The sequence below is a fragment of the Aquimarina sp. MAR_2010_214 genome, from assembly GCF_002846555.1.
Lineage (GTDB): Bacteria > Bacteroidota > Bacteroidia > Flavobacteriales > Flavobacteriaceae > Aquimarina.
This window is the reverse complement of sequence record NZ_PJMS01000001.1, coordinates 3183038-3208244: the sequence shown is the minus strand read 5'-3', so window position 1 is coordinate 3208244 and position 25207 is coordinate 3183038. Positions and strand designations below refer to the sequence as shown.

22 protein-coding genes are annotated in these 25207 nt (G+C 32.7%); 2 read left to right on the top strand and 20 right to left on the bottom strand.

Features of this window, described 5'->3' with window-relative positions; translation table 11 throughout:
* Nucleotides 1-26: 26 nt before the first annotated feature.
* The 20 genes from ATE84_RS13695 to ATE84_RS13600 form a co-directional block, all read right to left on the bottom strand.
* On the bottom strand, nt 27-776 hold the full coding sequence (locus tag ATE84_RS13695; RefSeq protein ID WP_101448492.1) for a hypothetical protein: 750 nt from the start codon (nt 774-776) through the stop codon (nt 27-29).
* The gene (locus ATE84_RS13690; RefSeq protein WP_101448491.1) at nt 770-4027 is read right to left on the bottom strand and encodes a toxin VasX; all 3258 of its coding nucleotides are present in this window, start codon (nt 4025-4027) and stop codon (nt 770-772) included. Before ATE84_RS13690 ends, ATE84_RS13695 begins: the two co-directional genes overlap by 7 nt.
* A gap of 3 nt (nt 4028-4030) precedes the next feature.
* The gene (locus ATE84_RS13685) at nt 4031-4717 is read right to left on the bottom strand and encodes a DUF4280 domain-containing protein (protein ID WP_101448490.1); all 687 of its coding nucleotides are present in this window, start codon (nt 4715-4717) and stop codon (nt 4031-4033) included.
* Nucleotides 4710-5600: a hypothetical protein gene (locus ATE84_RS13680; protein WP_101448489.1), complete on the bottom strand. Its 891-nt coding sequence runs from the start codon at nt 5598-5600 to the stop codon at nt 4710-4712. Before ATE84_RS13680 ends, ATE84_RS13685 begins: the two co-directional genes overlap by 8 nt.
* A 15-nt stretch (nt 5601-5615) precedes the next feature.
* The gene (locus tag ATE84_RS13675; RefSeq protein ID WP_101448488.1) at nt 5616-7082 is read right to left on the bottom strand and encodes a DUF2235 domain-containing protein; all 1467 of its coding nucleotides are present in this window, start codon (nt 7080-7082) and stop codon (nt 5616-5618) included.
* A 10-nt stretch (nt 7083-7092) separates the two neighbouring features.
* On the bottom strand, nt 7093-8175 hold the full coding sequence (locus tag ATE84_RS13670) for a DUF2931 family protein (protein ID WP_101448487.1): 1083 nt from the start codon (nt 8173-8175) through the stop codon (nt 7093-7095).
* Nucleotides 8165-9949, bottom strand: a complete 1785-nt coding sequence (locus ATE84_RS13665) for a type VI secretion system Vgr family protein (protein ID WP_158237256.1) — start codon at nt 9947-9949, stop codon at nt 8165-8167. Before ATE84_RS13665 ends, ATE84_RS13670 begins: the two co-directional genes overlap by 11 nt.
* Nucleotides 9950-10049: 100 nt before the next feature.
* Nucleotides 10050-10826 carry a hypothetical protein gene (locus ATE84_RS13660; RefSeq protein ID WP_101448485.1) on the bottom strand — a complete coding sequence of 259 codons (777 nt, stop codon included), beginning with the start codon at nt 10824-10826 and terminating at the stop codon, nt 10050-10052.
* A 61-nt stretch (nt 10827-10887) separates the two neighbouring features.
* Nucleotides 10888-11508 (bottom strand): hypothetical protein, encoded by a 621-nt coding sequence (locus tag ATE84_RS13655; protein ID WP_101448484.1) that lies wholly within the window; start codon nt 11506-11508, stop codon nt 10888-10890.
* A gap of 78 nt (nt 11509-11586) precedes the next feature.
* Entirely contained in the window at nt 11587-14370 is a 2784-nt protein-coding gene (locus ATE84_RS13650) for an OmpA family protein (protein ID WP_101448483.1), read from the bottom strand.
* A gap of 10 nt (nt 14371-14380) precedes the next feature.
* Complete coding sequence (locus tag ATE84_RS13645; RefSeq protein WP_101448482.1) at nt 14381-14872, bottom strand: DUF4280 domain-containing protein; 492 nt, start codon at nt 14870-14872, stop codon at nt 14381-14383.
* A 12-nt stretch (nt 14873-14884) separates the two neighbouring features.
* On the bottom strand, nt 14885-15847 hold the full coding sequence (locus ATE84_RS13640) for a hypothetical protein (protein WP_101448481.1): 963 nt from the start codon (nt 15845-15847) through the stop codon (nt 14885-14887).
* A 5-nt stretch (nt 15848-15852) separates the two neighbouring features.
* Complete coding sequence (locus tag ATE84_RS13635) at nt 15853-17637, bottom strand: type VI secretion system Vgr family protein (protein ID WP_101448480.1); 1785 nt, start codon at nt 17635-17637, stop codon at nt 15853-15855.
* 45 nt (nt 17638-17682) lie between these two features.
* Nucleotides 17683-18432 carry a hypothetical protein gene (locus tag ATE84_RS13630; protein WP_101448479.1) on the bottom strand — a complete coding sequence of 250 codons (750 nt, stop codon included), beginning with the start codon at nt 18430-18432 and terminating at the stop codon, nt 17683-17685.
* Nucleotides 18429-19154: a hypothetical protein gene (locus ATE84_RS13625; protein WP_101448478.1), complete on the bottom strand. Its 726-nt coding sequence runs from the start codon at nt 19152-19154 to the stop codon at nt 18429-18431. Before ATE84_RS13625 ends, ATE84_RS13630 begins: the two co-directional genes overlap by 4 nt.
* 9 nt (nt 19155-19163) lie before the next feature.
* Nucleotides 19164-19559, bottom strand: coding sequence for a type VI secretion system tube protein TssD (tssD, locus tag ATE84_RS13620; RefSeq protein WP_101448477.1), 396 nt, complete (start codon nt 19557-19559; stop codon nt 19164-19166).
* A gap of 130 nt (nt 19560-19689) precedes the next feature.
* Nucleotides 19690-20076, bottom strand: coding sequence for a type VI secretion system tube protein TssD (tssD, locus tag ATE84_RS13615; protein WP_101448476.1), 387 nt, complete (start codon nt 20074-20076; stop codon nt 19690-19692).
* A gap of 249 nt (nt 20077-20325) precedes the next feature.
* Complete coding sequence (locus tag ATE84_RS13610) at nt 20326-21195, bottom strand: TssN family type VI secretion system protein (RefSeq protein ID WP_233195806.1); 870 nt, start codon at nt 21193-21195, stop codon at nt 20326-20328.
* Complete coding sequence (locus ATE84_RS13605) at nt 21196-22110, bottom strand: hypothetical protein (RefSeq protein WP_101448475.1); 915 nt, start codon at nt 22108-22110, stop codon at nt 21196-21198.
* Between the two features lie 36 nt (nt 22111-22146).
* Entirely contained in the window at nt 22147-22752 is a 606-nt protein-coding gene (locus ATE84_RS13600) for a C40 family peptidase (RefSeq protein WP_101448474.1), read from the bottom strand.
* 176 nt (nt 22753-22928) lie between these two features.
* Between ATE84_RS13600 and ATE84_RS13595 the strand changes: the two genes are divergently transcribed.
* Both ATE84_RS13595 and ATE84_RS13590 read left to right on the top strand, forming a co-directional pair.
* The gene (locus ATE84_RS13595) at nt 22929-23360 is read left to right on the top strand and encodes a GPW/gp25 family protein (protein ID WP_101448473.1); all 432 of its coding nucleotides are present in this window, start codon (nt 22929-22931) and stop codon (nt 23358-23360) included.
* A 2-nt stretch (nt 23361-23362) separates the two neighbouring features.
* On the top strand, nt 23363-25198 hold the full coding sequence (locus ATE84_RS13590; RefSeq protein WP_101448472.1) for a type VI secretion system baseplate subunit TssF: 1836 nt from the start codon (nt 23363-23365) through the stop codon (nt 25196-25198).
* Nucleotides 25199-25207: the final 9 nt, after the last annotated feature.

The following is a 25207-nucleotide window of genomic DNA, read 5'->3' as shown; positions in this document are numbered from 1 at the left end:
ATTTTAAATACTTCCATATCTACTTATTACCAGCCACCAATAGCCATTCGTTCTTTTTGCTGTTCTTTTGTTGCTTCTGGTGTAGCAATACCTTGATATAAAGGGCGTGGGAACCCCTCTGCCTTACGACGTTCATAATCTTGTTGGCGAAACTCATCAAAGGCATCACCAGGTGGTAATGGACGGTTTTTATCCATATACCAACAGATTAAGGACATAGAGTCATAGCAATCACCAGAGACCATAAAATCATCGTAAGAATTTAATTTACTTTTGGTAGGACGAATGGCTTGTAACATAAAAGCTCCTGTACCATCTTCTCCTCCTGTAGTATAAGCAAATAAACAATCTTTAAAAGGCATGGTAATGTTTTTTTGCCAATAAAACCCTGTCATAGTAATTAACCCATCCCTTCGATTTAGTATCTGTTCTTTTTTAGGTTTAGTAAAATAATATATGGCAAAAAAAACAGTAAGGAAACTAAAGAAAATAAATAAATATAAGCCAAATCCTTCAAAAGTATCATCCGAAAAAAGGCTGCTAACTACCAAGAACAAAGATATACCTCCTCCCCATAAAGGAGTTATGTCACCTTTGGTGTGGAACAAAATAAATTGATCGGTAGTATATCTGTATTTCTCTTCTTCTTTTTTACTGAGTTTACCAAATCCGTGAGGTTGTTTATAAATCTTTTTTTCTACACGGTGGTAGTATTTTTTTAACTGTTTTTCGAACTTATATCCCATATGGGTAATTTCTCGTTCAAAATCTACCATGTCGCCGGGTTTTTAAGGTGGCTTAAAGGGGCGATGTTTACTGCTTCATTTTGTTTTAAACTACTAATATATAAACCGGCACTTAGACTTCTTACACGTATTTTAGCTCCTAAAAAACGTTCTTCGCCACCTAACGGATAGGGGAAATGAAGATGTTGACTTTTATCTACGTGTAAACGTCCTGCAAATACCACTTCTGATTGTAAACGAATTTTATTTTTATGTATATCGGGTATCGAAAACTCTACTTGTAACGCTTCGCGACCTTTGGGATCATTTATTGTAACAGGTTTTTTTACAATCATATCAATTGCTTCTCCATTTTTTACTCCTTTAGGATAAAAATATGCATATACTTCTAACTGATCTGGATGATTAAAAAACTGACTAAACACCATACTTGCTGTAAAACGAGATGCGGTAGATATAGAACTACTTGTACTTATCCCAAAGGAATCACGCTGACTAGTAAAGGTTTGTGTTTCGGCATCTATAGGAGCAAAAGCAATTTGTTTACAGACAATAGCATCAAACAAACTAGCCTCAGCATCCACCGGATGCATTAATGTTTCTGTATAATCATCGTCTACTAAATCTTCTTTATTAGCCAAAACTTTGCGACTATATACCATAGGGGTATCCCCTTCGTTTTTTGGAAAGGCTTTCGTGTCGCTTAATACAAAGTTTTTAAAGAAGGTTTCCAACTCACTATCAGTTAACAACGTTGCAATAATAATTAATCCTACTCCGATACCTGCGGCAATCCATCCTACAGGACCTGCCACCGAGGCTGAGGCAAAAATATAAGGTGCTGCAGTAGACAAGGCAAATGCAGCACCTGCACCCGCAAGCGCAATCCCACTATCTATATCTCCTTTGTCCATAGCTTCAACACTTTCCCAAAAACACATCCCGGCAGTAAAAGCACCTCCAATAACACTTAAGCGAGTTGCATTCTTTCCAATTTTTAAAATTCTTGGGTCTTTAGGATTTTTAAAATTCAGGTGTGCTTTCCGTAAATTTAGCCCCGCTTCAGTAATTTTTACACTGGCACCCGCAAAATTAATTCTACTCTTCCATGTTCCCTCATTGTAAACGTTATTAAAAGCGGCGGACAGATTAATAAATTCCAGAAATGCAAACACCCCATTAAAAGCACGCCCATTAATTAGCTGTGCTATTTTAACATTTTTTGCATTTGCTTTTATTTGATTGGCATTTACTTTTTTTCGAACTCGTATACCAATTCTGTTTTTACCCCCCCCATCATCTACACTTTCTATGATCTCAATACCTTCACTACCATGTATTGCCCTTAATACTTCGGTTTGCATTTTGGTGTTTTTAAAACCTGGTTTACGTTTTAGTAGGTTTCCTTTTTTACCAGCATAGTTGTGTTTTCCTTTAACCCGTACATGATTAGATTGTTTTATATACTCATCATCTATTTCTACACCCAGTTCGTGTAATCGCATTCGCATCTCACCATCTTCGATATGAAACATGGTTTCGTTAAATACTGTTAGGTTATTATTTAACTTCGATACCACAAATTCTTGTTTATCTGCTAGTTCTCGAAACATGGTTCGACCCACTTTTTTAACCACAAAAGCTTGTTTGGCATGGTGCCCTAGTTTTTTCTTGTATACTTTGGCAATTTTATGGCTAATACTCCTACTTTTATCAACAACTTTTTCTAGATTAAGGGTCGGTGTAAGCAAAGCGTATAAGGGATCAAGGTTTTCGTACCCGGGAGTTTTACTTGTTACCTCGGTATTAGAAAATTCTTCTTCACAATCTTCATTAATTAGTTGATATACCCAATCGATCCATTCGTCTGTTTTCTTATATTCTTTTTTTAATAACATATGTCTGTCAAAATCATATGTATTAATGGTAATAGGATCTAAGAGTTCTAACATCAATCCACGACCGTCTATAGTTCGCTCGGTTAAATTATCGGTATAATCATCCAAAACCTTTTTAAAGCCTTTGGTTTGTAAATAAGCCCCATAATCTTCTTTAAAACTTTTTATATCTTCTCTTAGCGCTGTTCGTTCTTTAATACCAAGTATTCCTTCTAATTTTTGGTAGTCCAGCCCATATCCAATTGTGCTTGTGTTAGGCAATGTGTGAGATGTATGTTTACCATAAAACGTTTTGGTTTTAGGACGTGGATCTAATCCATGTCGGTCAAATAAATTCCACCCTGGTGATCCTCCATCATGTTCTAATATAGAATCCTTGTCATTATAAATCATTAAGTAACAAGTTAACGCTAGAGATAGTAATGATTGGTATTCTTTCTCTGGTTTTGGTCCTTCTAGATTACCTTGTAACAGTCTATTATAGGCTTGTTCTTTGGTTTCGCCTGTTTGTATGGCATCTACTAATGCCTTAAAATCGAGTATTCTATCAGAAATTCCTTCATTCATATCCAGAGCACAGCCAATAGGATCACCTAAAGTGATGAACATATCTGTTATCACCTCTATATGCTCTTGATCAGGATTCTCATTTCTTTCTTTTTCTCGTTTTTCTTCTTGTTGTTGTATGTTATTTATCTTTTGCTGTATCGCTTTACGCTGATTTTCTTTTTCTGAAGGAAAATAAACGGTGATGTCATTATAAGGGTAAAAATCTGTTGTGCTTTGCACCGTATCTAGAGGAAAACCGTTTGCGTTTATTTTGGTCATTCTTTCTTTACGCTTTTGCTCATCACTTATCATGCTATCATAATACTCCTTGCTCCATTGTATAGTAGAATAAGCAGCCCAAACTACAGATTCATGCTCAGTTTCATAATACCCGCTGGTATTATTTCCCCCATCAGTTATCCGAACATCAGGAAAGCCTTCCCCTCCTTTTTCCCACGAGATAGATTTAAAATTACCATATTCATCAACTTCAAATTCTATAGGTTCGTCTAATTTGTTTTCATCAATAATGTAGACATATCCTTGATTGATTCCTGTTCTTACGGTATTGAAATTTTCGAGTTTAGGATCTGTAATAATAACTTCTTCTAGGATCAGATTATCGTTTTCATCTTTTCGATCCTGACCGCTTTCTGTTTTTACTTTTGCTTTTATATGGCTTTTTTGGGGTTCGTTCTCTAAAACCCCATATCTAAGGAAATGTAATTTTATATTAGGTTCTTCAATTCCTGTTACTTTTAATTGCTGGTCGCTAAAATCAAAAGTTCTTCCTTCTGCTTCAACCTGTAATGTTAGTTCTCGTGTCCTTCCCATAATTTAGGTTTTTTTTGCAGTTTTATTCCAGTCCTTATCTGTTTCTAGTAGCTCTAACTTAGCTGTACCATCTGGCTGTACTGTACCAGAATAGATCATTTTCTTCTTCTTACCATCTATCTCTTTTTCATTTTTTTCTGATGCAGTTATTTTTACGGTTTTACCAGGATCCATATTTTCTGTCATCACAAAAATAGAAGCCTTCTCTCCGTACTTAATTTCGTCTACTTTCTTTTTTCCAGCTTCATCCATCCAATAGCTTTCTATTACTTTTGGGGCTTTATCATTGCCCAGCATAGCACCGGGTATAACCATCGCGATATTTTTAAATTGCTCTTGTACACTACCAGCCGTATTGATTTGCATGGGTTGCATAATAGTTACTTTACCTCCTGTAGCGCACATACATTCTGAATCCTCATACAAGAATTTTTTACTACCGCCTAGAGTTGATGTTTTTGTAGTTTTTGTCCAACGCTGTAATCCTGGTATACAAGGCAGGTATCCTCCACTGGTTGGTTTTAGCTTACACTGTCCAAAAGTCTGAGGCACTTGTACATCCATATCGGTGGCTTTAAACTTACCTTGTATTTTTACTTTTTGGTTTTCTGTTACCAAAAGCTTAGCAGGTATAAATCCTTGATTACACTCTAGTAACGCGCCGTCTAATACATATATTTTACTACTCATTTTCTTCTTCTAAGTTAAAAGTTAGTGTAGTTTCCTTTTTATAAAGGTCTTTTACCTCAAAAATATAGTTAAGTTTTCCCTGGGTAACTAATCCAAGATCTGGTTTGGTTTTATATGTTCCTTTGTAATCAAAATGGAGTTCATGCTGATCTCCTATTTTGGTAGGTAGTTGCCCTAAAAAAACATTTAATTTGGCTAACGATAACTTAGGGTGCTCTGTATCTATTTCTGCATTTGTTGTAATCGTAACCTCTGTAAACGAAATATTATGCTTACTGATTTTTTTTTGTTCTATAATTGGGATATTAATCGTTTTTAAAGCATTGGTTATTGTTTTTTGAGCAAGTATAGGTTCTTTGCCCTTATACTCGTGATAAAAAAGGTCTGAGAAAAAGAAGGTATAAAAATTATCTTCGATAAATAATTGCTGTATATTTTCTTCGCGCAATTGCCAATTAAAATCATCTACCATTTTATGAAGATCAGGAAAATCATCTAACAAATCATTTCTTATAACTTGCCATTTTGCTCTTATTTCTGAGGCATTGGTTACTTTAATCAGCTTAAAATTTTTGTTTACCTGCATTTCTAACACATCATTTATAACGGCTACTCTAAGTGCGATTTGCTGCGCTTTATTGAGTTTTTTGATTATGCTAAACTTTTTGGTTAACAAAAACCGATTACTCACTTTTATTCTATATCGCAAAAAACCTTCTGCATCCTTACCATAATATGTTAAGTCAAACTCTAACCCAGTAGCATTATATGTGTTTTGTTTCCCTTGATTTATTTCTGTAACGACCTCTGCCGAATAAGTACGGGTTACTCTTTCTCCGTTGAGTTTAATAATTTGTGTGGTATGAGATAGAGTGCGTTGCATTATTTTTGGTTAAATTTATCCAGCTTGTGTTACCCGTTGTCGATTGCCACTTACTCGATTAGGCCCCATTCCTATGCTACTGTAATGTGCTGAAAAATGGAAATAGCGATTTCTTAACGTTTTTAATAATAATCTATGTTCGGGATTATTATATGTCATTTTTACACCATCATTAAATACATAATCGTCTAAAATTTGTTTGGCAGAAGTTAACTCAGGTGGTATAGGAAAATCTCTAGTAACCTTACTCATCACTAAATTTACATTTTTATCAATTGAGAATTTTACCATTATTTGTAATGGTATATAGCTATATCGATTACATAAATCTTTTCTTGAACCTGTAAGTGTTCCCCAAAAATCGCTAACCACTATCTCATTAGGTTTAAACCATCCTTGTTCTATTAAAAACTCTCTTTCTTGCCTCAAATCATTAAGATTAGTTAGTGTATAATCAAGACGTACTTCTTCATCTGCACCATCTATATATCCGCCACCAACATCAGAATGTACTCCTGGTAAAAATTTCTCGACACCGCGATTTCCTGTACTATTAATATTGGTTAATCTAAAATTAGCACGATGTTCATCATCTGCGGCCAATTGTAAGGTATGTAATGATTTCTTTACTGCATCTAACCTCAACTCGGCTGTATTATTATCATGCGAAATTCCTAGAGAGGCTACTGTATCAAATAATCCTGCAAATTGAATAACTAACCTCCTTATTGTAATACCATTTTCTTCTAGATTTTCTCCTAACGCTCCATAATCTACAGAATATCTTATTATTGTTGTCGTAACAGGGCCATATTCACCCGACCCAGTTGTTATAACCTCTTTAATACTTCCTTGGCGTTGTGTAATTTCATGAATAAAATTTCTAGCTGCTGCCGCACCTCTACTAAAACCATATGTTTGAATGGTTAAGGTGTTAATGTTTTTCTCTCCAAGCCTTTTTATTTTGTCTACTACTTGCTCACATCCTTTTATTACTTTTCCTCGAATACCTGTAGCTCCTGTTCCCAAACCTAACCCAAGTGTAGAATCCGACTCTCCATTTTCTGTTCCTTGCCCTTCCATGTATATAGAAAATTTCTTTTCTCTTTCCTCATCCACAGCCTCATGAGTTGGTTCTATTCTAGATATATTAGAATGATCATTATCATAGCTTCCCGTTTTATTAGGACTCCAGGGAGTTCCCCACCAAAAATCGTGATACTTGGCTACCAATTCTCTATTATAAGGTTCTCCTCTTTTCATTTTTTCATATTCTAACCTAATATTGGTATTTTCTCTATTATTAGCGGTACCGTCAAAAAATACAGCAGCAGTTATATTAACACTTTCATCTGGAGTTAATTCTTCATATTCGGCATTACCCACATTAACAGGTGAGGTCTGAACATTTACTCCACTAAGTACATCTTTACTTGCTTCTTGTGCTCCTGATGAGGCTGATCTTAATCCAATACTTCCCATTTGTTATATTTTAATTAGAAGTTTCGTATACTTTTACTCTTACCTTTTTAAAATCAATGGTTTCTGATTCATTTTGTAAAGCAATTATAATATTACTGTTGTATTTGTCAATTTCTACAATTAGTTCTGTTGGCTTATATTTTGATTTTTCAAATATTTTTTGAAAAACCGCATGGGTTTCATTTTCGTCAAAATAGATTTTAGCACCGAACTCATTACTATTTTTATCCATCCATTCTATTCTAATATGATCCGGAACTGGATAGTCTTTAAATTGATCTAACATTTTATTTGATCCAATAGTATATACACTTTCACCATTATAAAAAGTTATTCGAAATTCTTTTAATTCTCCTTCTTTTTTAAACTTTATTGATGGTTTCCATTGGTGTTTTTTTCTATAAACATCCCATTTTCCAAAAGGAATACTATCTAGATTCATTTTAGCTTTAATCTCCTCATCAAAATCATCTTCTAATACCGAATTCATATACTCTTCTAAAGTCATAACAGCAGAAGGTGCAAATTCTGTTATGCCTACCTCTGTTTCTCCCCCTTGAAACCTTGCTATTTCAGTTGTCCATCCATTTCCTATGAGCCATATTACTATTACTCCTCCTGGAGCTAATCCTACATTAATTTCACTATAGGTTTCTTTTTTACCCAACCGATCAATATATCCTTCCTTAAAAAGTTTAGATAACTTTTCTGCGGGTAAATCAAACGTTCCTCTAAAGAATTTTTTTTCCAGATACGAAACCCATACTATTTCTAACTGTATGGGAATTGGTTTAAAATCATCACCTACTACATGAGTTGGTCCTGATTTACCCCAGCCTTGATGTAAAGTATGCCCTGCGGGAATATTAATACTTTCACCATTTTCATAAATAAAACGACCTTTATGGATCTGCATAGGGCTGTATTTTGGTGCACTGGCCGATGGTCTCCATTCGTGTTTTTTCATTCCTATAGAACTCATTTTTCTTTTCTTTTCAGGGTCATTGTTTTGACATGATATAACACTAATACTGCCAAGGGTAATTGTTACAACAAGAAAAATCATATTAAATATTCGTGAATCATTCACCATATTCTACTGTTTCTGCACTTGCTATAGTAATTTTACCTCCTGCATTGGTTTTGATTTCTCCACTTGCGTCTGTAGAAATCTCTTGAGCTTCTTGTTTATAATCACTACTTATCACTTTTATTGTTTCACCAATTTGCTTATCCTCATTGGTTGCGCTGATAAAAGAATCTCCTGTAATACTTTCTGATTTATTTTTACCAACAGAAATATCCAGATTTTCTTCTACATTGATCTGCATATTTTTAGCATTAAGAGTCATATTTTCTCCTGCTGAGATTGTTATATCATTATTAGCGGTATCAATGTGCACTACATTTCTATTCTTATCTGTTATGGTAATAAACTCAGCTCCTTTGCTATCATTAAGTTCGATAGTATGTCCGCTACGAGTACGAATTGCTTTAACATCATTATTTTGAGATTGCCAGTTCTGAGCATTTTTACCTCCATTATACAAAGCTCCCATCACATAAGGACGCTCTGCATTACCTCCTTCAAAACCAACCAGTACCTCTTCTCCTATCTCTGGTATAAAATGGAAACCTTTCTCCCCTCCAGAATGTGGAGTGATCATACGAAGCCATGGTGTTGTTTCTCCATCTGGTCTTTGCCACGGAAATTGTACTTTTATTCGACTCAACCCATCAGGATCCGAATTTTCTGTTACAATAGCTACTTGAGATCCACTTTTAGGAAATGCCATTGTATTCGTATTTGGATACACATCGATATCAGCTGTAACTCCTTCAAAACGATTTATATAATTACCATTTTCTGTCGCAGTATGCATTACCTTAGTAATTCGATAACTCCCCTGGGAGCCAGACGCTTCCTTTATCTTTATTACTTGTCCAAGATAAACTCCCGGGTTATCACTAACTCCCTTAATAAGAACTTGTTTTAGTTCTTGTGTTTTCTTTTGTTGTTCTACATGGGTATCAAAACGTTGTTTTAACTCTGGATCATTATATGAATTAAGATAAACACTAGTCTCCTTGGCATAAATCTCTTCACTTTTATTACTTGTAAAACTATTATATCCATTTACACCAGAATTTACTCCCGTAGTAGTCTTCTCATGCAATCCATCAGTAAGATAATCATTGGTAAAGTACTTGAAGTTATTTGGAGTTGGGTTAAGTTCTAAAGTGAATTTTTTAAGATCATGACCATATGTCAAAATCACTTCTTCGCTATCTTTTGGTTTTCCAAAGATTAGAGCCTTTCCATCATAATAGAACCACTCACTATATTGCGCAGCTAATCTACTTGCATATTGATAAGCACTATCATTATGTTGAACACTGTAGTGTATATTAGAAGTAACTGTCGGATTAAAACTAGTTTCTAATTTGGATTGATCATATCCTTGAAATGTTTTGTTTAATATTTCTGCCAATCCTACATCATTATGAGAAGTAAAATGAGGACCATCATCTGCAATAATACTAGCACTTTGTGCTTTTATTTCTACAGTATCCTCTTCTCCGTTATCAAAACCTTTGGTATTATTTACTTTGATCACTACTCCTTTAAACTCTAATTCTCCATAACCTGAAAAACCTTGAGAAGAGGAGACTTGTAAAGTAATAATTTCTCCCAGAAAATTTTTACTCTCCGAGGCCATCTCCCCACCAAGTTTTTCTAGTACATCCATACGACATACCAACTCTAGTATATGATGTGAATCTAGATCTTGTCGGAGCATTAATCTCTTATAAGTAGGAATGAGAGTTCCTCCTATAAATATCTGAATATTGGATTGTAATGCCATAATTTTTGTTTTTTTATGAATGTTTCTCTTTTTAACAGATTTAATTTTCATTTCATGAAATGAAAAATCACAATACTATTAAAATATACAAGAGAATATCTTATATAATCTCTAATGCATTAGAACCTTTGGGCAAGTAGAAGTCTATATCTAAAAAAAGTTGTTTTCTTTTTTCTTTATTAATAAAAGATAGCGCCGGATCTCCATTTAATTTTTTCAGGCTTACCTTTTTCCCATATGCGGAATACACTAAAACAGCGTCCTTAAGAATTGGTAGAGCAACATATCCAGTACTAAATTTAGTTTCTAAATTAGAAATCCTTGATGCGGCTTTAGCCGGTTTGATATACATCGAGGTTACCATATTTTCTTCTCTAATTTTGATTTTCTGTCGAAAGCTATCATAATAGCTAGCAGAAATATCTTTTGACAAGTTATAATAAGAATGTTCTAATTTGCTTCTTAAGTCATCAACATCTTTAAGATCCTCACCTTCTTTCCAGAAGTCCTTAACTTGATAAGGAATAACAGCTAAAAAAATATTTTCATTCACTATAATTGGCAACTCGCTGTCCTTTTCTATAGGTTTGGATTTATATGATGTAATTTCATCTTGAAATTCAAATCCATTAATAGTATCAAAAAGTTCTAATTTATATTTTAATTCGGCACCTTCCTGTAGTGTAATATTCCCGAGAACAGGTAACATCTTTACAGAAACCTGTTGCTTCCCTGATTCTGTAATTCCATAATTAACAGGAATTCTTGTAGATATCTGATTTGGCATATTCATATGCACCACAGGAATATCATTAACCCTTATCTCAAATAAGCACGCTACTGCAGTGAATTCTAACATGTAATATGGCTGAATCATCGTATGCTCTTTTTAATTCTTTTTGCATTTATATACTTCTTTTTTCAAAAACCTTCTATTCTTATCTTGAAAAACGCTTCACTAATCTTTTTTCAATGGCTTCAATTTGACCATTTGGATAATCAATCTTCTCATCTGTTTTGAAAAAATAAAACAAAATGGTATGTACCTTTTCAGAATCTTCTGCCGATGTTAGCCCTCCAATAGTCGTTTCTGAAAATTGTGATGTAATTAATGAATGATTATTGCTGTAATTCTTCCAAAACCAATTTTTCCTTTTCTTCATACTATTAATTGAAGTATCATCATTAAGTAATTCGGGTTTTCCAAATTCTTTAACTAGGAATTCATGTACAACATCTTCTTTACCTAAATAATTCAACACTAGCTCAATGGCAACCAAATCATTTGTTTTACTACTTTTTACAAATGCAATAGTATTTCCATTAGGAAGGTTTTTTCCTTTATAGCTATAAACCGTATCTAAAGGAATAGTCCCTATCTTATAAGAAGTCTCATTTTCTGTTCTATATGCAGTAAGATATTCTGAGAACTCACTTATATCTTCTTTAAAATCTTTTTCATCTTTAAAATTTTCTAACTTTAAATCTTCCAGATTTACTTTAAGTATATCCTCAATTATTGATTTTTCTTTATCATTGCTATTTTCATTCTCTGCCACTTCACTTTTTTTTTTGCGATTGACAACTAATAATCAGGATTAGATAACTTATTATATATATTATATGATATTTCATTATTACGAATCATTTCTCATTATTGGAATCTTAGGATCAAACCCTGTTAACTCCGCTAAACTTTTAACAACATCAAATTTGGGCACTAATTCTTTATATTCATCTTTAAGTATAGTCCAACTATTATCCCAATCAACCTCAGGCGCTCCTTCAACGATATCTTTTTCTATAGAAAGTCCTGCTGCTGCAGAAACTTCGTACTCTACGTCTAAACCATCAAAACCAAGTTGAGGAATATAGAAAAGTCCTTTGTCATCATATTCTACTCCATGTCCGAAAGTTATCGATGCTTTTCCACTGGCGGTAGCTTTAAAATAAGCATTTGCTTTTACTACCCAAGCCCTTATTTCACCTTCAATTAAAATCCCTGCTTTTAACTCAATTCCAATTTTGCTTGCTAATTCGAGTTTTACTCCTGGGTTTGGATCTCCAACAGTATTAAAAGAAAAACCAATTTCGGAGCTTATTTCTCCTGATAATACCAAATCTACATATACATCCGCCTTAACATCTGCCCCAGCTTCTTCTCCTCCAATTCCTTTACCTTCATTAAGAGCATCATCAAATGTTTGCCATAATTCAACCGCTTTCGTTGAAGCACTTCCTCCACTTATAGCACCTGCCGCCACTCCTATGGCCGCTCCAATAAGATCAATAGTAATCTCTAAACCTATCAGAGGACTTGCTTTAAACTCTATCTCTATTTGAGTCCCAATTTCTTTAATAGCCTTATCACTTTCTTGCGCTCTTTTAAGAAACCAGTTGCCTGTTAAACTTAGATTAGGAGGAGTAACAGAAAAAACTGCAGGAACACCTCGGAATCCCATATTTCTAATATTTCCTTTCGTTTTATTTGTTATTCCTGAAGCAATGTTTCCTATTGAAGAAAACATATCATAGAGTTTTTTGATTTTACGCTCAAATTCTACTTTCAAAGATTGGGTACGAGCATAAGAGTCTTCTCCTGATTTATTCCATTTTGCTTCAATTTCAAAACCAAAAGATGTATCCTTTTGTTGCCATCTATTTTCTGCTCCAATTCTACCTGCTTTTTGTTGTAACTCCCTATGTTGCGCAGGGCTTTGGTTTTGCCATCTGACACTAAGCTCATTAGAAAGATTTAAAAAGAATTCGAGTTTCCATTTGATATCCGGATAAATATTACCTAATAATGTTGGTTTATCAGGATATGCATAATATCTACAACTATGTATATGATATTGAAACTGATTCTGAGGACTACTTATCGGCCATATATATTTAATAGGAGTAATGCCAATTCTCGACATATCAGAGAAAACCTCGGAGGTAAAATTGCTACCTTGCTTTGTATCTGCATTAGTTGCATTATTATCAACAGTTAGAATTTTGATAGGAACTTCCATTCTGTGATCTTCATTCCGCATACCTCTTCGAATACATTGATCTGTATTGAATTCATCAATTTGAAAAGTAATTGGTTTTGGAAACTCAGTATCTCCAGAAATAACTTCAAAAATGATACTCTCTGCATCTGCACCAAATATCATAAATTCTATAGTCACCCTTCGATTCAATTGATGCTCTTCTTCTGTAAGCTCTGTTCCATCAGTAGGATCTGGTATCAGTGGTCTTTCTTCTCCATATCCAAACGTGGTTATCAAATCACCATTTACTCCCAAACCAACCAAGTGGCTTTTAGAAGAATTAGCCCTATCCAACGACAATCTAGCATTATAGTCATTATCCGCACGACTATCACAATGTGCTCCTAATGTAATTGGTATTCTAGGATTATCTATTAAAAGTCGAGCTATTCCTTCTAATATAGGTTTAGCATCATCTCTTATATTTGATTTATCTACATCAAAGTGTATCGTTTCGGAAACCTGAAATTCTTTTTTGCCTTCCTCTACATCTATTCCTAAAGATTTTTGATCGAAAAGCACTACATCCTGACTGTCATCTGTGATTGTGATTTTCTCAAACCTGCATAATTCGTAGCGTTCAAAATTAACTTGAGTTTGTCCAACCGTGGCAGGTCTTTCTGTGGTTGAAGATGCTACTTCTCGTGAAGAAATATCATTTTCAATTGTTAAAAATCTTGCATGAATATCATCATCATGATTATCTTTTACATATTCTGCACCATATTTAACCTTTATATAAAAATCATCCTCTCCTACTTGCCATCTACTTTTCCAAGTAAAAGTATTTCTGAAACCAATGTTAATTTCTCCTTCTTCACATTTTACAGTTTCTGAGGTTACCATATTATCCCCCCATGCGTATGTTTTATCATATACTTCGACTGCAAGCCGAGATCCATTTAACCCTTCTGTTTGTACATTTAGATATACAACATCTCCATATTTTATGGAACCTTCAATACCTTCACCTCCATTTGTTTTACTCCAAGTTGCTTTTACAATTTTTCGTGGAGCATATCCTCTAAAAGTTAATTGTTGAGGATATTGATTTGTTGGTTGATCAGTAAAAGCTTCTATAATAAATTCCTGCGGTCCACAAAATTTAGGTTCCATTGATAAAAAACCTATATCACCTGTTTTATCTCTTCGATCATCTATCGAATAGATTTTCCCAGTTTTAGGTTGTATAATCCATTTTGCAGTATTATATAATGTTTGCGGTGTATCTGGATAATATACTGCTTTTAATTCAACAGCCCTATTAGCTTTTATGATCCAATTATTTGGTGGGTCTACTGCGCGGTTTGCGGCCACAAAGTTATTGATGTTAAATACATCTGGATCAGTAAACGTAATTTTCTCTACTCCTTGAGGCATATTAAAAAAATTATGAAAAGTTCACTTGTTCAATATTTGATTCTTCTTTATCAATACCATCAGTATCAACCATTGGATTGATTTGCTGATGTACATTACTATCTGCTTCTTTAGCACTACTAACACTTCCTGCCGAGGATTGACCGTGACTAATAATACTTATACAAGGGCTACCTGCAATTGGACAAATAGCTTTACTATCTTCTACTAATATCTGACCATTATTACCAAAGGTAACATCCTCATAAAACCCATCCCACTTGGTCACTACAATTTGACAAGGCTTAAAACTACTACCTGTTGGTTGTAACTTACATTGTCCAAATGTATTAGCTTCAAAAGTAGCTCCCCCTAATTCCATTGTAGTCGCTATAAGTTTGTCTGCAGTATCTTTATCATTGGCGTAATATTTGCTATGTGACGTTATTTTTAATGTATCCGACCCATCACCAAATTGACATTTACATTTTGCTCCCTGTACTACTACATATTTCTGACTCATAATGATCTCGTTTTAGCTACTAAAAAGTCTTGAAAAAAAGCCTTTTTTAGATTTTGTTTTATTCTCTTCTTCGGCATCAAGTGATTGGTTTTTATTTTGTAAATGTTCTAACAAAAACATTCTCACATTTATTTTTTTTTCAACTCTGAAACTTGTTCTAAATTTGGCATCATATCCTTCTACAATTCCAGACACATCGTTTATAAGATATTGAATCTCACATTCTCCTTTCAAGTCTTTCTCTCCCGGATTAATTATATTATGGTAAGGTGTGTTTAGGAACTGTTCTATATCCTTAGCACATCGATCATCTTGAATCTCTCCATTTATTTTAACTCGAAATCCTTTTTTATGCTTTTCTATCTTTTGCTCTACATCATAACTAACAGGAGTTATTTTGTTCACTATTGGATATGTTATCTTTTTATACACAAAATAGTCATCTGAGTATGATGTATATAAAGGAGCAAAGTATAAGTATAAAAACCAATCTTTTAATATTTTCTGTTCGAATATATTTTTGGACTGTAATGCCTCGTCCATACGTTTTAAATAAAGATCAACTAATTTACCTTTATACTTTTCTTTTAGTTCTTTTTGATGTTTTCTCCATCGATTTTTTACAGCTTCAAAGTTTGCGATATCAAAAATCTTTCCTTCATAATTTGTTGTTACTAATAAGGGATACATAAAAGTACTCGCTTCAAATGCTAATTGATCTATAAAATTTTCTGGAGCTCTATCATTTATAAACACTTCATCATCCCTATCTATTGAATAGACCGTATTAATTTCATTAGATCTTTCAATAAAAGTAATATCTAATTTATATCGCAGTTCATTTTTTTGGTTATTATCTTCAAAAACAACCATACAGCCATACTTCCCAGAAAATCCATCGGGTTTAAGGTATAAATGTGATTCTTTAAGCGCACATTTTTCAATAGATGTTATAGCAGTAGGAACAGATGACATTTAACTTAAAACAGTTTTACTTTTTCTTCACTTTGTACATCAACTGTTTTACCAGAAACTAACGTAAGATTTTTACTGTTACTACTAATAGAAATTTCATCTGAAACATTTTGTTGTTTCTTAGAATCTGTCATTAGTGTTTCTTCAACAATCTGAGTACTATTTTTTGTCATTACATTATAATTCTCGGCTACACTTTTTGTAAAGTCTTTTCCTGCTACCATATCGATATTTTCTTCGGCTTTGATTTTTATATTTTTAGCCATCAAAGTCATCGTCTCCCCTGCTGAAATCTCAATATTATTTTTTACGGTATCAATACGAATGATATTTCTATTCTTATCTGTTATGGTAATAAACTCAGCTCCTTTGCTATCATTAAGTTCGATAGTATGTCCGCTACGAGTACGAATTGCTTTAACATCGTTATTTTGGGATTGCCAGTTCTGAGCATTTTTACCTCCGTTATACAAGGCTCCCATCACATAAGGACGTTCTGCATTACCTCCTTCAAAACCAACCAGTACCTCTTCTCCTATCTCTGGTATAAAATGGAAACCTTTCTCCCCTCCAGAATGTGGAGTGATCATACGAAGCCATGGTGTTGTTTCTCCATCTGGTCTTTGCCACGGAAATTGTACTTTTATTCGACTCAACCCATCAGGATCCGAATTTTCTGTTACAATAGCTACTTGAGATCCACTTTTAGGAAATGCCATTGTATTCGTATTTGGATACACATCGATATCAGCTGTAACCCCTTCAAAACGATTTATATAATTACCATTTTCTGTCGCAGTATGCATTACCTTAGTAATTCGATAACTCCCCTGGGAACCAGACGCTTCCTTTATCTTTATTACTTGTCCAAGATAAACTCCCGGGTTATCACTAACTCCCTTGATAAGAACTTGTTTTAGTTCTTGTGTTTTCTTTTGCTGTTCTACATGTTTATCAAAACGTTGTTTTAACTCTGGATCATTATATGAATTAAGATAAACACTAGTCTCCTTGGCATAAATCTCTTCACTTTTATTACTTGTAAAACTATTATATCCATTTACACCAGAATTTACTCCTGTAGTGGTCTTCTCATGTAGTCCATCTGTAAGATAATCATTGGTAAAGTACTTGAAGTTATTTGGAGTTGGGTTAAGTTCTAAAGTGAATTTTTTAAGATCATGACCATATGTCAAAATTACTTCTTCGCTATCTTTTGGTTTTCCAAAGATTAGAGCCTTTCCATCATAATAGAACCACTCACTATATTGTGCAGCTAATCTACTTGCATATTGATAAGCACTATCATTATGTTGAACACTGTAGTGTATATTAGAAGTAACTGTCGGATTAAAACTAGTTTCTAATTTAGATTGATCATATCCTTGAAATGTTTTGTTTAATATTTCTGCCAATCCTACATCATTATGAGAAGCAAAATGAGGACCATCATCTGCAATAATACTAGCACTTTGTGCTTTTATTTCTACAGTATCCTCTTCTCCGTTATCAAAACCTTTGGTATTATTTACTTTGATCACTACTCCTTTAAACTCTAATTCTCCATAACCTGAAAAACCTTGAGAAGAGGAGACTTGTAAAGTAATAATTTCTCCCAGAAAATTTTTACTCTCTGAGGCCATCTCCCCACCAAGTTTTTCTAGTACATCCATACGACATACCAACTCTAGTATATGGTGTGAATCTAGATCTTGTCGGAGCATTAATCTCTTATAAGTAGGAATGAGAGTTCCTCCTATAAATATCTGAATATTGGATTGTAATGCCATAATTTTTTATTTTGTGTTCAGATTATTTCTAAAAACAGGTGTTTTCTATTGATCAATAGAAAACATACCATTTTTATAAGATAAAGTAATTATTCTACCTGTAGGTTTCATAAAACCACTTTTCTCATCTTCTATATATTCGGGATATGTAAGAGACATACGTTCTGGATCATATATAATACTATCTTTATTTCCTCTCGTTTTTCTCAATACCAGTATGTTTTTCTTATTAAAACAGGCATTGCAATCACTAAAGATGTCTTTTTTAAATGATAAAGATCGTGCAGTATAAAACTCTTGTCCACTTCCATAAGTTCCATATCCCAAAACAAGATAATTGTCCTTTTCTAAATTATAAATTTCGAAATAACTGACATTAATATCTGTTACTTCTGGGTTTTTATGAGTATTGACCAGATCATTAACATATACTTTATTGCCATCATTATATCTAAAAGCAGAGTTGTAATCTCTTCGATTCATCCCATTAGATTCGTTCCAACTAAAAATCATAAGTCGCTTATCCTCTGAAGAGACTATTTTTATTTTTTGTTCTAAATCATCAAACTTAAAATTTGAATTTTCTGTTTCTTCTAAGGTTTGGTATAATTTATGTTTGAATTCTTTGATAACTTTTCTACTAATCGTAAAATCATCATTATATAAGCTATCCCTTAATTTCTCATATAAATCAACCAATTCTGCATCATAGTCTGATTTAGAGTTCTCTTTGGTTTGAGCATTACAGGACAAACTAAGTATTGATAGTAAACTATAAAAAATGAATTTTCTCATTGTGAAAATATATCATAATGTTGTACATATCTCCAGGCTGCCACTCTTTCTAAAGCTTTTACATGTATAGCTAATCTGGAAGTAGCTTTATCCTTAAAGATATCAAATTCTCCTCTGGATTGCAAGGCACGTCGAGCATCTCCTTCTGCCTGATAGTAATAATAAGTCCAATATGCGATCTGATCTTCATCTGGGTTAGTATACCCATATTGTTTGTAATGTTTTACAAATAACTCCTGACGATGTTTGATCACAGCAGCAAAGCCATATATTGCACTTTCTAAATCTTTAAAATTAGCACTAGGAACTTGTTCTACTCCATACCTCTCATTACGATTCTCCATCACAGCAGTATACTCATCTCCTTCATTATAACCAGTCGGAAGGTATTTCTTAAACCTAGGCAATTCTCTTGGAGAGCTAAAAAAATCAAGCCCTAAATGTTGAAATCCACTAATCGTGTTATCCGTTACAAGCTTTCCTTTTTTATAATTAGTATCTAAATCTATATATAAATACCCCAATCCTTCTCCCATAATTATAGTATGCAAGTAAGATGGTATCATACCTACATGAAGTGCTACTTTTTCTATGATATCAACTAATGGGCGTTCTTTTTCTTCATCTGCATAACCGCCATATGCGTTCATATAAACACCATATTGCTTGCCTAGCTCCTTTTTTCTTTGAAGTTTAGATTTCTTTTTTTCTTGCTTTCCCATAGCTTGTTTTTAAGCTTTAAGGGGCCAGTTATTAGTAAAAGTTGTCCCTCTCATCACCAATTCTTTTGCAGAAAGCACTAAAAACACTCTCAAAGGCTCAGAATCTGAAGCATTAAAACGCTCTCTGTACTCCACACAGTAGGCATCTCTAAATTCTGCTTTTTTAAGAGATGATACATTATCTCTTCTATAAAAAACGATTTCTCCAGATTTTATTGCGGATCCTGAAGTTGCCCAATCAAAAAAATCGATTTTCAAGTTTGACTCAATCAAAAGGTGTATTTGTCCTCCTTTAGGTTTAGCACTGGGTCTACCAGTTTCATCCATATTTTGTTTGATCCCAAAGTCACACTCTAGTACATTAAATTCTTCTCCGTCTATATTCAATTTTGCTAAGAAAGACATAATAAATAAGTTTAATTTGATGAATTTATTAATAAAAGCACAGTATAAATCTCATAAAAAACTAGATAACAAAGGGAGTGAAAAAACACTCCCTTTAGAAATTTATACTAAAAATATTGATATATTAAGATTATACCCAATCATTTACATGCTCTCCATTACCCATACTGATTGCTTTAGCAGATAAAGCTATCGATTCTATCATTGGAGTTTTACCCGCAGAATCAAAAACCTCTTTATACTTTACCGCGTATGCGTCCGTAAATTTTAATTCCTTAGCTGTAGCCTCTGTGTCTCTTTTTAAGAAAACAATAGAACCACTTTTCATTTCAAAATTGTTAAACATCCAATCAGAAAAAAAAGTATCAGCAGTAGATTCTAATTGTAAATTAATCTTACCCCCTCTGCTTACTGAAGACGGACGACCTGTAAGATCAGTTTCTTGATGTAGATTGTAATCACAAGTTAATACATTGTACTCTTTTCCTCCTACTTTTAATTTAGCTTTAAAAGACATAATAAATAAAATTTTAAATTAATAAATAATAAATAAATAATTAACGTGACTTGCACATTATAAATGTACTCAAAAAATTAGAACTATCGTGTAAACTAAAAAACATGAAATGGTTCAAAATCAACCTAAAGAAAGAAAAGTATTACATACTGGTAATTAAAACCCGTACTGTTTTTAATTTAACCCCATAAAAAAAGGATTTTAACCTAAAAATTAAAATCCTTTTTTTTTGAAAAATTTAACTTTTTGTTAAACTCTCTTGCAAATAATAACATCATTTTCTTTTATATTATTGGCTTCTACGGTTTTAGCATAGTTGACAAACCTTTGAACACCAAACCAATTTGGCCTTGTATAGAAAATCCATCCTGCTGGATTATTAGTTTCATCTACATAAATTATCTCTCCTCCAGGATGTCGCTCATTATAATCATTAATAAAAAAGTAAAATAATTTGCCAAATTCCATTCGCTCAGGAGCCTTCAGCCTAAAATTACTAATCTCCTCAAGTGCATTCCCTTTATTAAATTCAAATGATATTACAAGAGGGTTTAGTAATTCTTCGTCTTTTGGATCCTTTACCTTTTTATCTACTGGGTAATACCATTTTTTATAAATCGGAACAGGCACAGATATTGCATATTCGTATAATTTTACTACCATAAAAGGAATCAAAAACGTGATAGCAGAGACCAGAAAGATATATATATACTCTGGTCTATAAATTCCAACCACAAACATAAATGAAATTAATCCTACACATGTTACTACAACAGTATATAGAAATTCTGACCAAAACATTGTTGGGGTTTCTGACAAATCAGGAAAAAATTTACGTAATGCCAAAATATGTAAAACACCAAGTAGCAAAAACACAACCTGAAAACTTATAAAATTATTAAGAGGTATATTATTAAGTACATTTTCATTACTTAACAACGCTGTAGCTGCAAAAAGCAACAATGTAACCAATATGTACAAAAAGAATTTCTTCTTGTTTTTAAAGAATAGCTTTTTTAACCCAGTTACAAACCCCATCAAAACAACGGTAATCACCAGCATTAATATACCTACCTTAAACATATCTGCACTAAAACCTGCAATCAAAACCATATTCATTTATATCATTGTTGTTAAACCTAATCTTGGACTATCTGACTCATCTAAAACAAACACACTTTCCTTTTCTGAATACGTAATCATTAGCTTAGTTTCTATTTCTATTGGGATAAAATAGTCACAAAAGGTACTAATAATTTTTATTGCCTCCCCATTTTGCAAAAATTTACTCATATTTTTTCTTGATACCTGATCAATTTTTATTTCAAAAACAGGGTATGAGACATGAGAATCATTTAATGCCAATACGAAATCTAACCCTAATTTATTATTACTATTTGCCTCATTACTATGATAAGGTTCAAATGTCTTTTTTATACTGACTTTCTCTTCAAGAATTTTTTCTAAACTTAAAGCCGTAAGCTCAGGATCACCTGATATCTTATATGCAAAAGGCAATAATTTTAATAATTTCATGCAATATTCTTCGGGAATTTCATCATCCAATCCCCAAAAATCAAGAAGAAAACTATTTTTAAGATTTACAAACTCATCTAATAAATTTCTTTCATTTTGTTCTACTCGTACTTTCTGAACAAAAAGCTCATTCTCTATAGGTGCGAAAAAAAACCTAGCATCTTTTTCTTCTTGTTTATGTTTCTGTCGTATCTGTTTGTATGAAGATTGACTCGTTTTTACTTGTTCATGAAAAATTCCTTCTGGGAGTAGATCATAAATCCCATTACGAGCCAAATTAAACTGAAGTTTATCTTTTGTTCCTGAATACGTATCTAAAGTAAAATCGATAACATCTCTACGATAGGACCTAGAAAATGTACTTTTATTTAAAATGTCGATATCACTGAATTTAATACCTGAAGATTCGAGAATTTCTGCCACAAAAACTTCTGCTTTCAAATTTTTGTAAGCTGACATCAACTCTTTATATATTTTTTGTATTTCGGTATCTTGCATATTTAAACCAACAGAATATCTGAAAAGCTTATTTTTTTACTTCTGACTTAATTCCCCATTTGCATTTTTTGGCTTTCTTCCTGCTGCTACAAACATTCGCTGCCAATAACTATCTGTAAAATTACTTATTTGAACTCCATTGATTCCTGAGCCACTTAATTTTGATGTAGAGTGCACAAAATGATTATTATCCAAATAGATACCTACATGAGTTATAGGATGATGCTGAGAGCCTCTTTCATTAAAAAACAAAAGATCTCCTTGTTTTAAAAATTCCTGCCCAATAAATTTATCTGTACTGGGAGCCATATATTGTTTTTCTGCCGTTCTTTCTATCAAATTATTATACACATCATGATAAAGAAATTGAGTGAAAAAAGAACAATCAATACCTTTTTTGGTTTCTCCCCCCATCCTGTAGGGCGTTTCTATCCAGCTATCTATAAAGGTATAAAGAGGTATATTTTTTATTTCTTTTGGAGACACTCCTATGACAGCAGCGTACTTTTTTTGAATAGGAGAAACTTCTTTTTCCTGCCCTTCTTTTTGTTTCATATAAGCAATTGGATCTGTACCTTTACATCCTGTGACCCCAACAAAAGCCATTAATATGACCATTAATATTTTACAAAATAGTTTCATACCCCATGATTATTTATACAAATATAAAAACTTCTATTCTTTTTTATAGATTATTAAGTTAGGTTATTAAAAAATATTAATAAAAAATAGATTCGTGTTTATCATTTAACTTACCTCTAGTATGTAAAAACTTTATTAAATTGCGATGATTTACAAAACTTCTTAGCCTTTACTCTATGATAAAATCGTATTATAGCTTACCCATACAAACTAAAAAAATTGTTAGTAACAAAGAGGCTAAACAATGTAACATTACACAATCAATTGTTAATTTCATACATCTGATAACAACTACTCATTTTGGAGAATGTGTTTTTGATGAGTCTTTTGGGTGCTCAATATGGAATGTAGATTTTGACAACTTGACAACAACCAACAAACTTAGAGATATCATAACAGAGTCTCTTTCAGAAAGTATCACCAGTAAAGAAAAAAGATTGAAAAACGTAAGCTTAAAGGTTACTATACAACAAGATGAGTTTAGAAATATTTCAAACCTAAACAGAGTAAAAAAACGTGTAGATATAAAAGTAAATGGAACTATTTGTTTAACCAATGAGCCTTTTTCTTGTTTAGAAAAATTTTATATCGCTCCTCTTTCATATTAATTATGGCTCAAGAAAATACAACACAGATTAAAAATAGGATGATAAAAAAGGCTGCTTCGCTTTGGGGGGTCCCTCCTAATGAGATAGAAACCTCTTTTGATCCTATTGTAACGCTTCTTATTGATGCCTGCGCTTCTGAGATTGCAAAAATCTCTGGAGAAATCAACAATTCACAAACAAGAGCAACTGAGCAACTTATACAATTAATGACTCCAGAAACCTTATATGGTGCTCGTCCTGCTCATGCTATTGCTTATGCCGAACCTATATCGCCAGAAAGCTTCATTACTCCAGAAAATTTATTCTATTATAATAAAAGAATAAAAAATGCAGGTGCAGATCGTACCATAAAAAACATCTTCTTTTCTCCGGTTCAGGAAAACAAATTAATAGATGCTAACATCACTCATATCCTTTGCGGAAAAGATGCTTATGAAATTGAAGAAAAATCAAGATCCAACATAACACTTACATATAAAGACAAAGCCTCTTTACCTTCTTCTACTCTTTATTTGGGCATCAAATCTGATCACGAAAATATTCATTTAAAAAACGCTTCTCTGTTTTTTGAAATATTAGATATACAAGACAGGGAGTTATTTTATCATTATCTACAACAAGCAAAATTTTATTACAACGGTACGTTGGTTGATGTAACCTCGGGATATATGAATAGTGATAATTCTGAACGCTTGGATTTAGAATCTGTATTTTCTCATATTCCTAATAAAACGAGAAATATTGAAAATGACGTAAAAAAAACCTATGAAAAGCATTTTATAACAATTAACTCTGATATTTCACTACAGAGAACTATAAAAATTCCCGAAGAAATTACTAACTTTATACATTATGACGATACTGAAGATTTTCAGAATGTAAATTGGATTAAAATAGTTTTCCCCAAGGTAATCAGCAATACCATTTTAACAAACCTGTTTTGCTCATTTAATGCTTTTCCTGTATTAAATCGTAAATTAGAGAGTGTTTCTTATCAACTAAAAGATTATATAGATATTGCTCCTTTAAGTACAATGGATTTATTTCTGGATGTTAAAACCGTAAGTAATACTTCGGGACAGATATACAACCTAAGAGAAAATGATGCTGATAAAGATCTAAAAGGAACCTTTGTAATACGAAGAGACAATGTAAGTAAACTTGATTCTCGGAAAGCCAAAGAATATCTTTTACATCTTATAGATTTACTAAAAGATGAAAGTGCTGCTTTTTCTATTTATGGAAACGATTTTTTACAATCTAATGCCAATATGCTAAATCAAAATATAGCTACATTAGAAAAAAAAGTTTTAGATATGACAAAAACAGTAGCAGAAACAAATTACGTTTCTGTTAAACCTTTTAAGAAGAAAGATACACTTTTGATAGAATATTGGACAACAAATGGACAAGAAGCCAATCAAATAAAATCTGGAAGCTCTCTGAATACTTATAAAGGAAGTGAGCTAAAGCAAAAAAAAGGAAGGTTTCTTACTCCTAGTTTTCAAGGAAAAGATAACCTTACAATGGAAGAACGACTTTATGCATACCGTAAAGCGTTACTCTCTAGAAACAGGATTGTTACCAAAGAAGACATTAAAGCACTATGCTATGAAATATGTAGTAATAAAATTGAAAAAGTGGTTATAAGAAAAATATTCAAAACCAGTATTGAAACTAACAAAGGATTGGTTCCATCTATTGAAATAATGCTTTATCCTAATCCTACCGTGCAAGTTTCTGATTTTGAATGGAACTCTATAAAAATTGATATTTTATCTATATTAGAAAAACAATCACTAAATGTTTTTCCTTATTATATTACATTAATGAATTAATCAAAATTT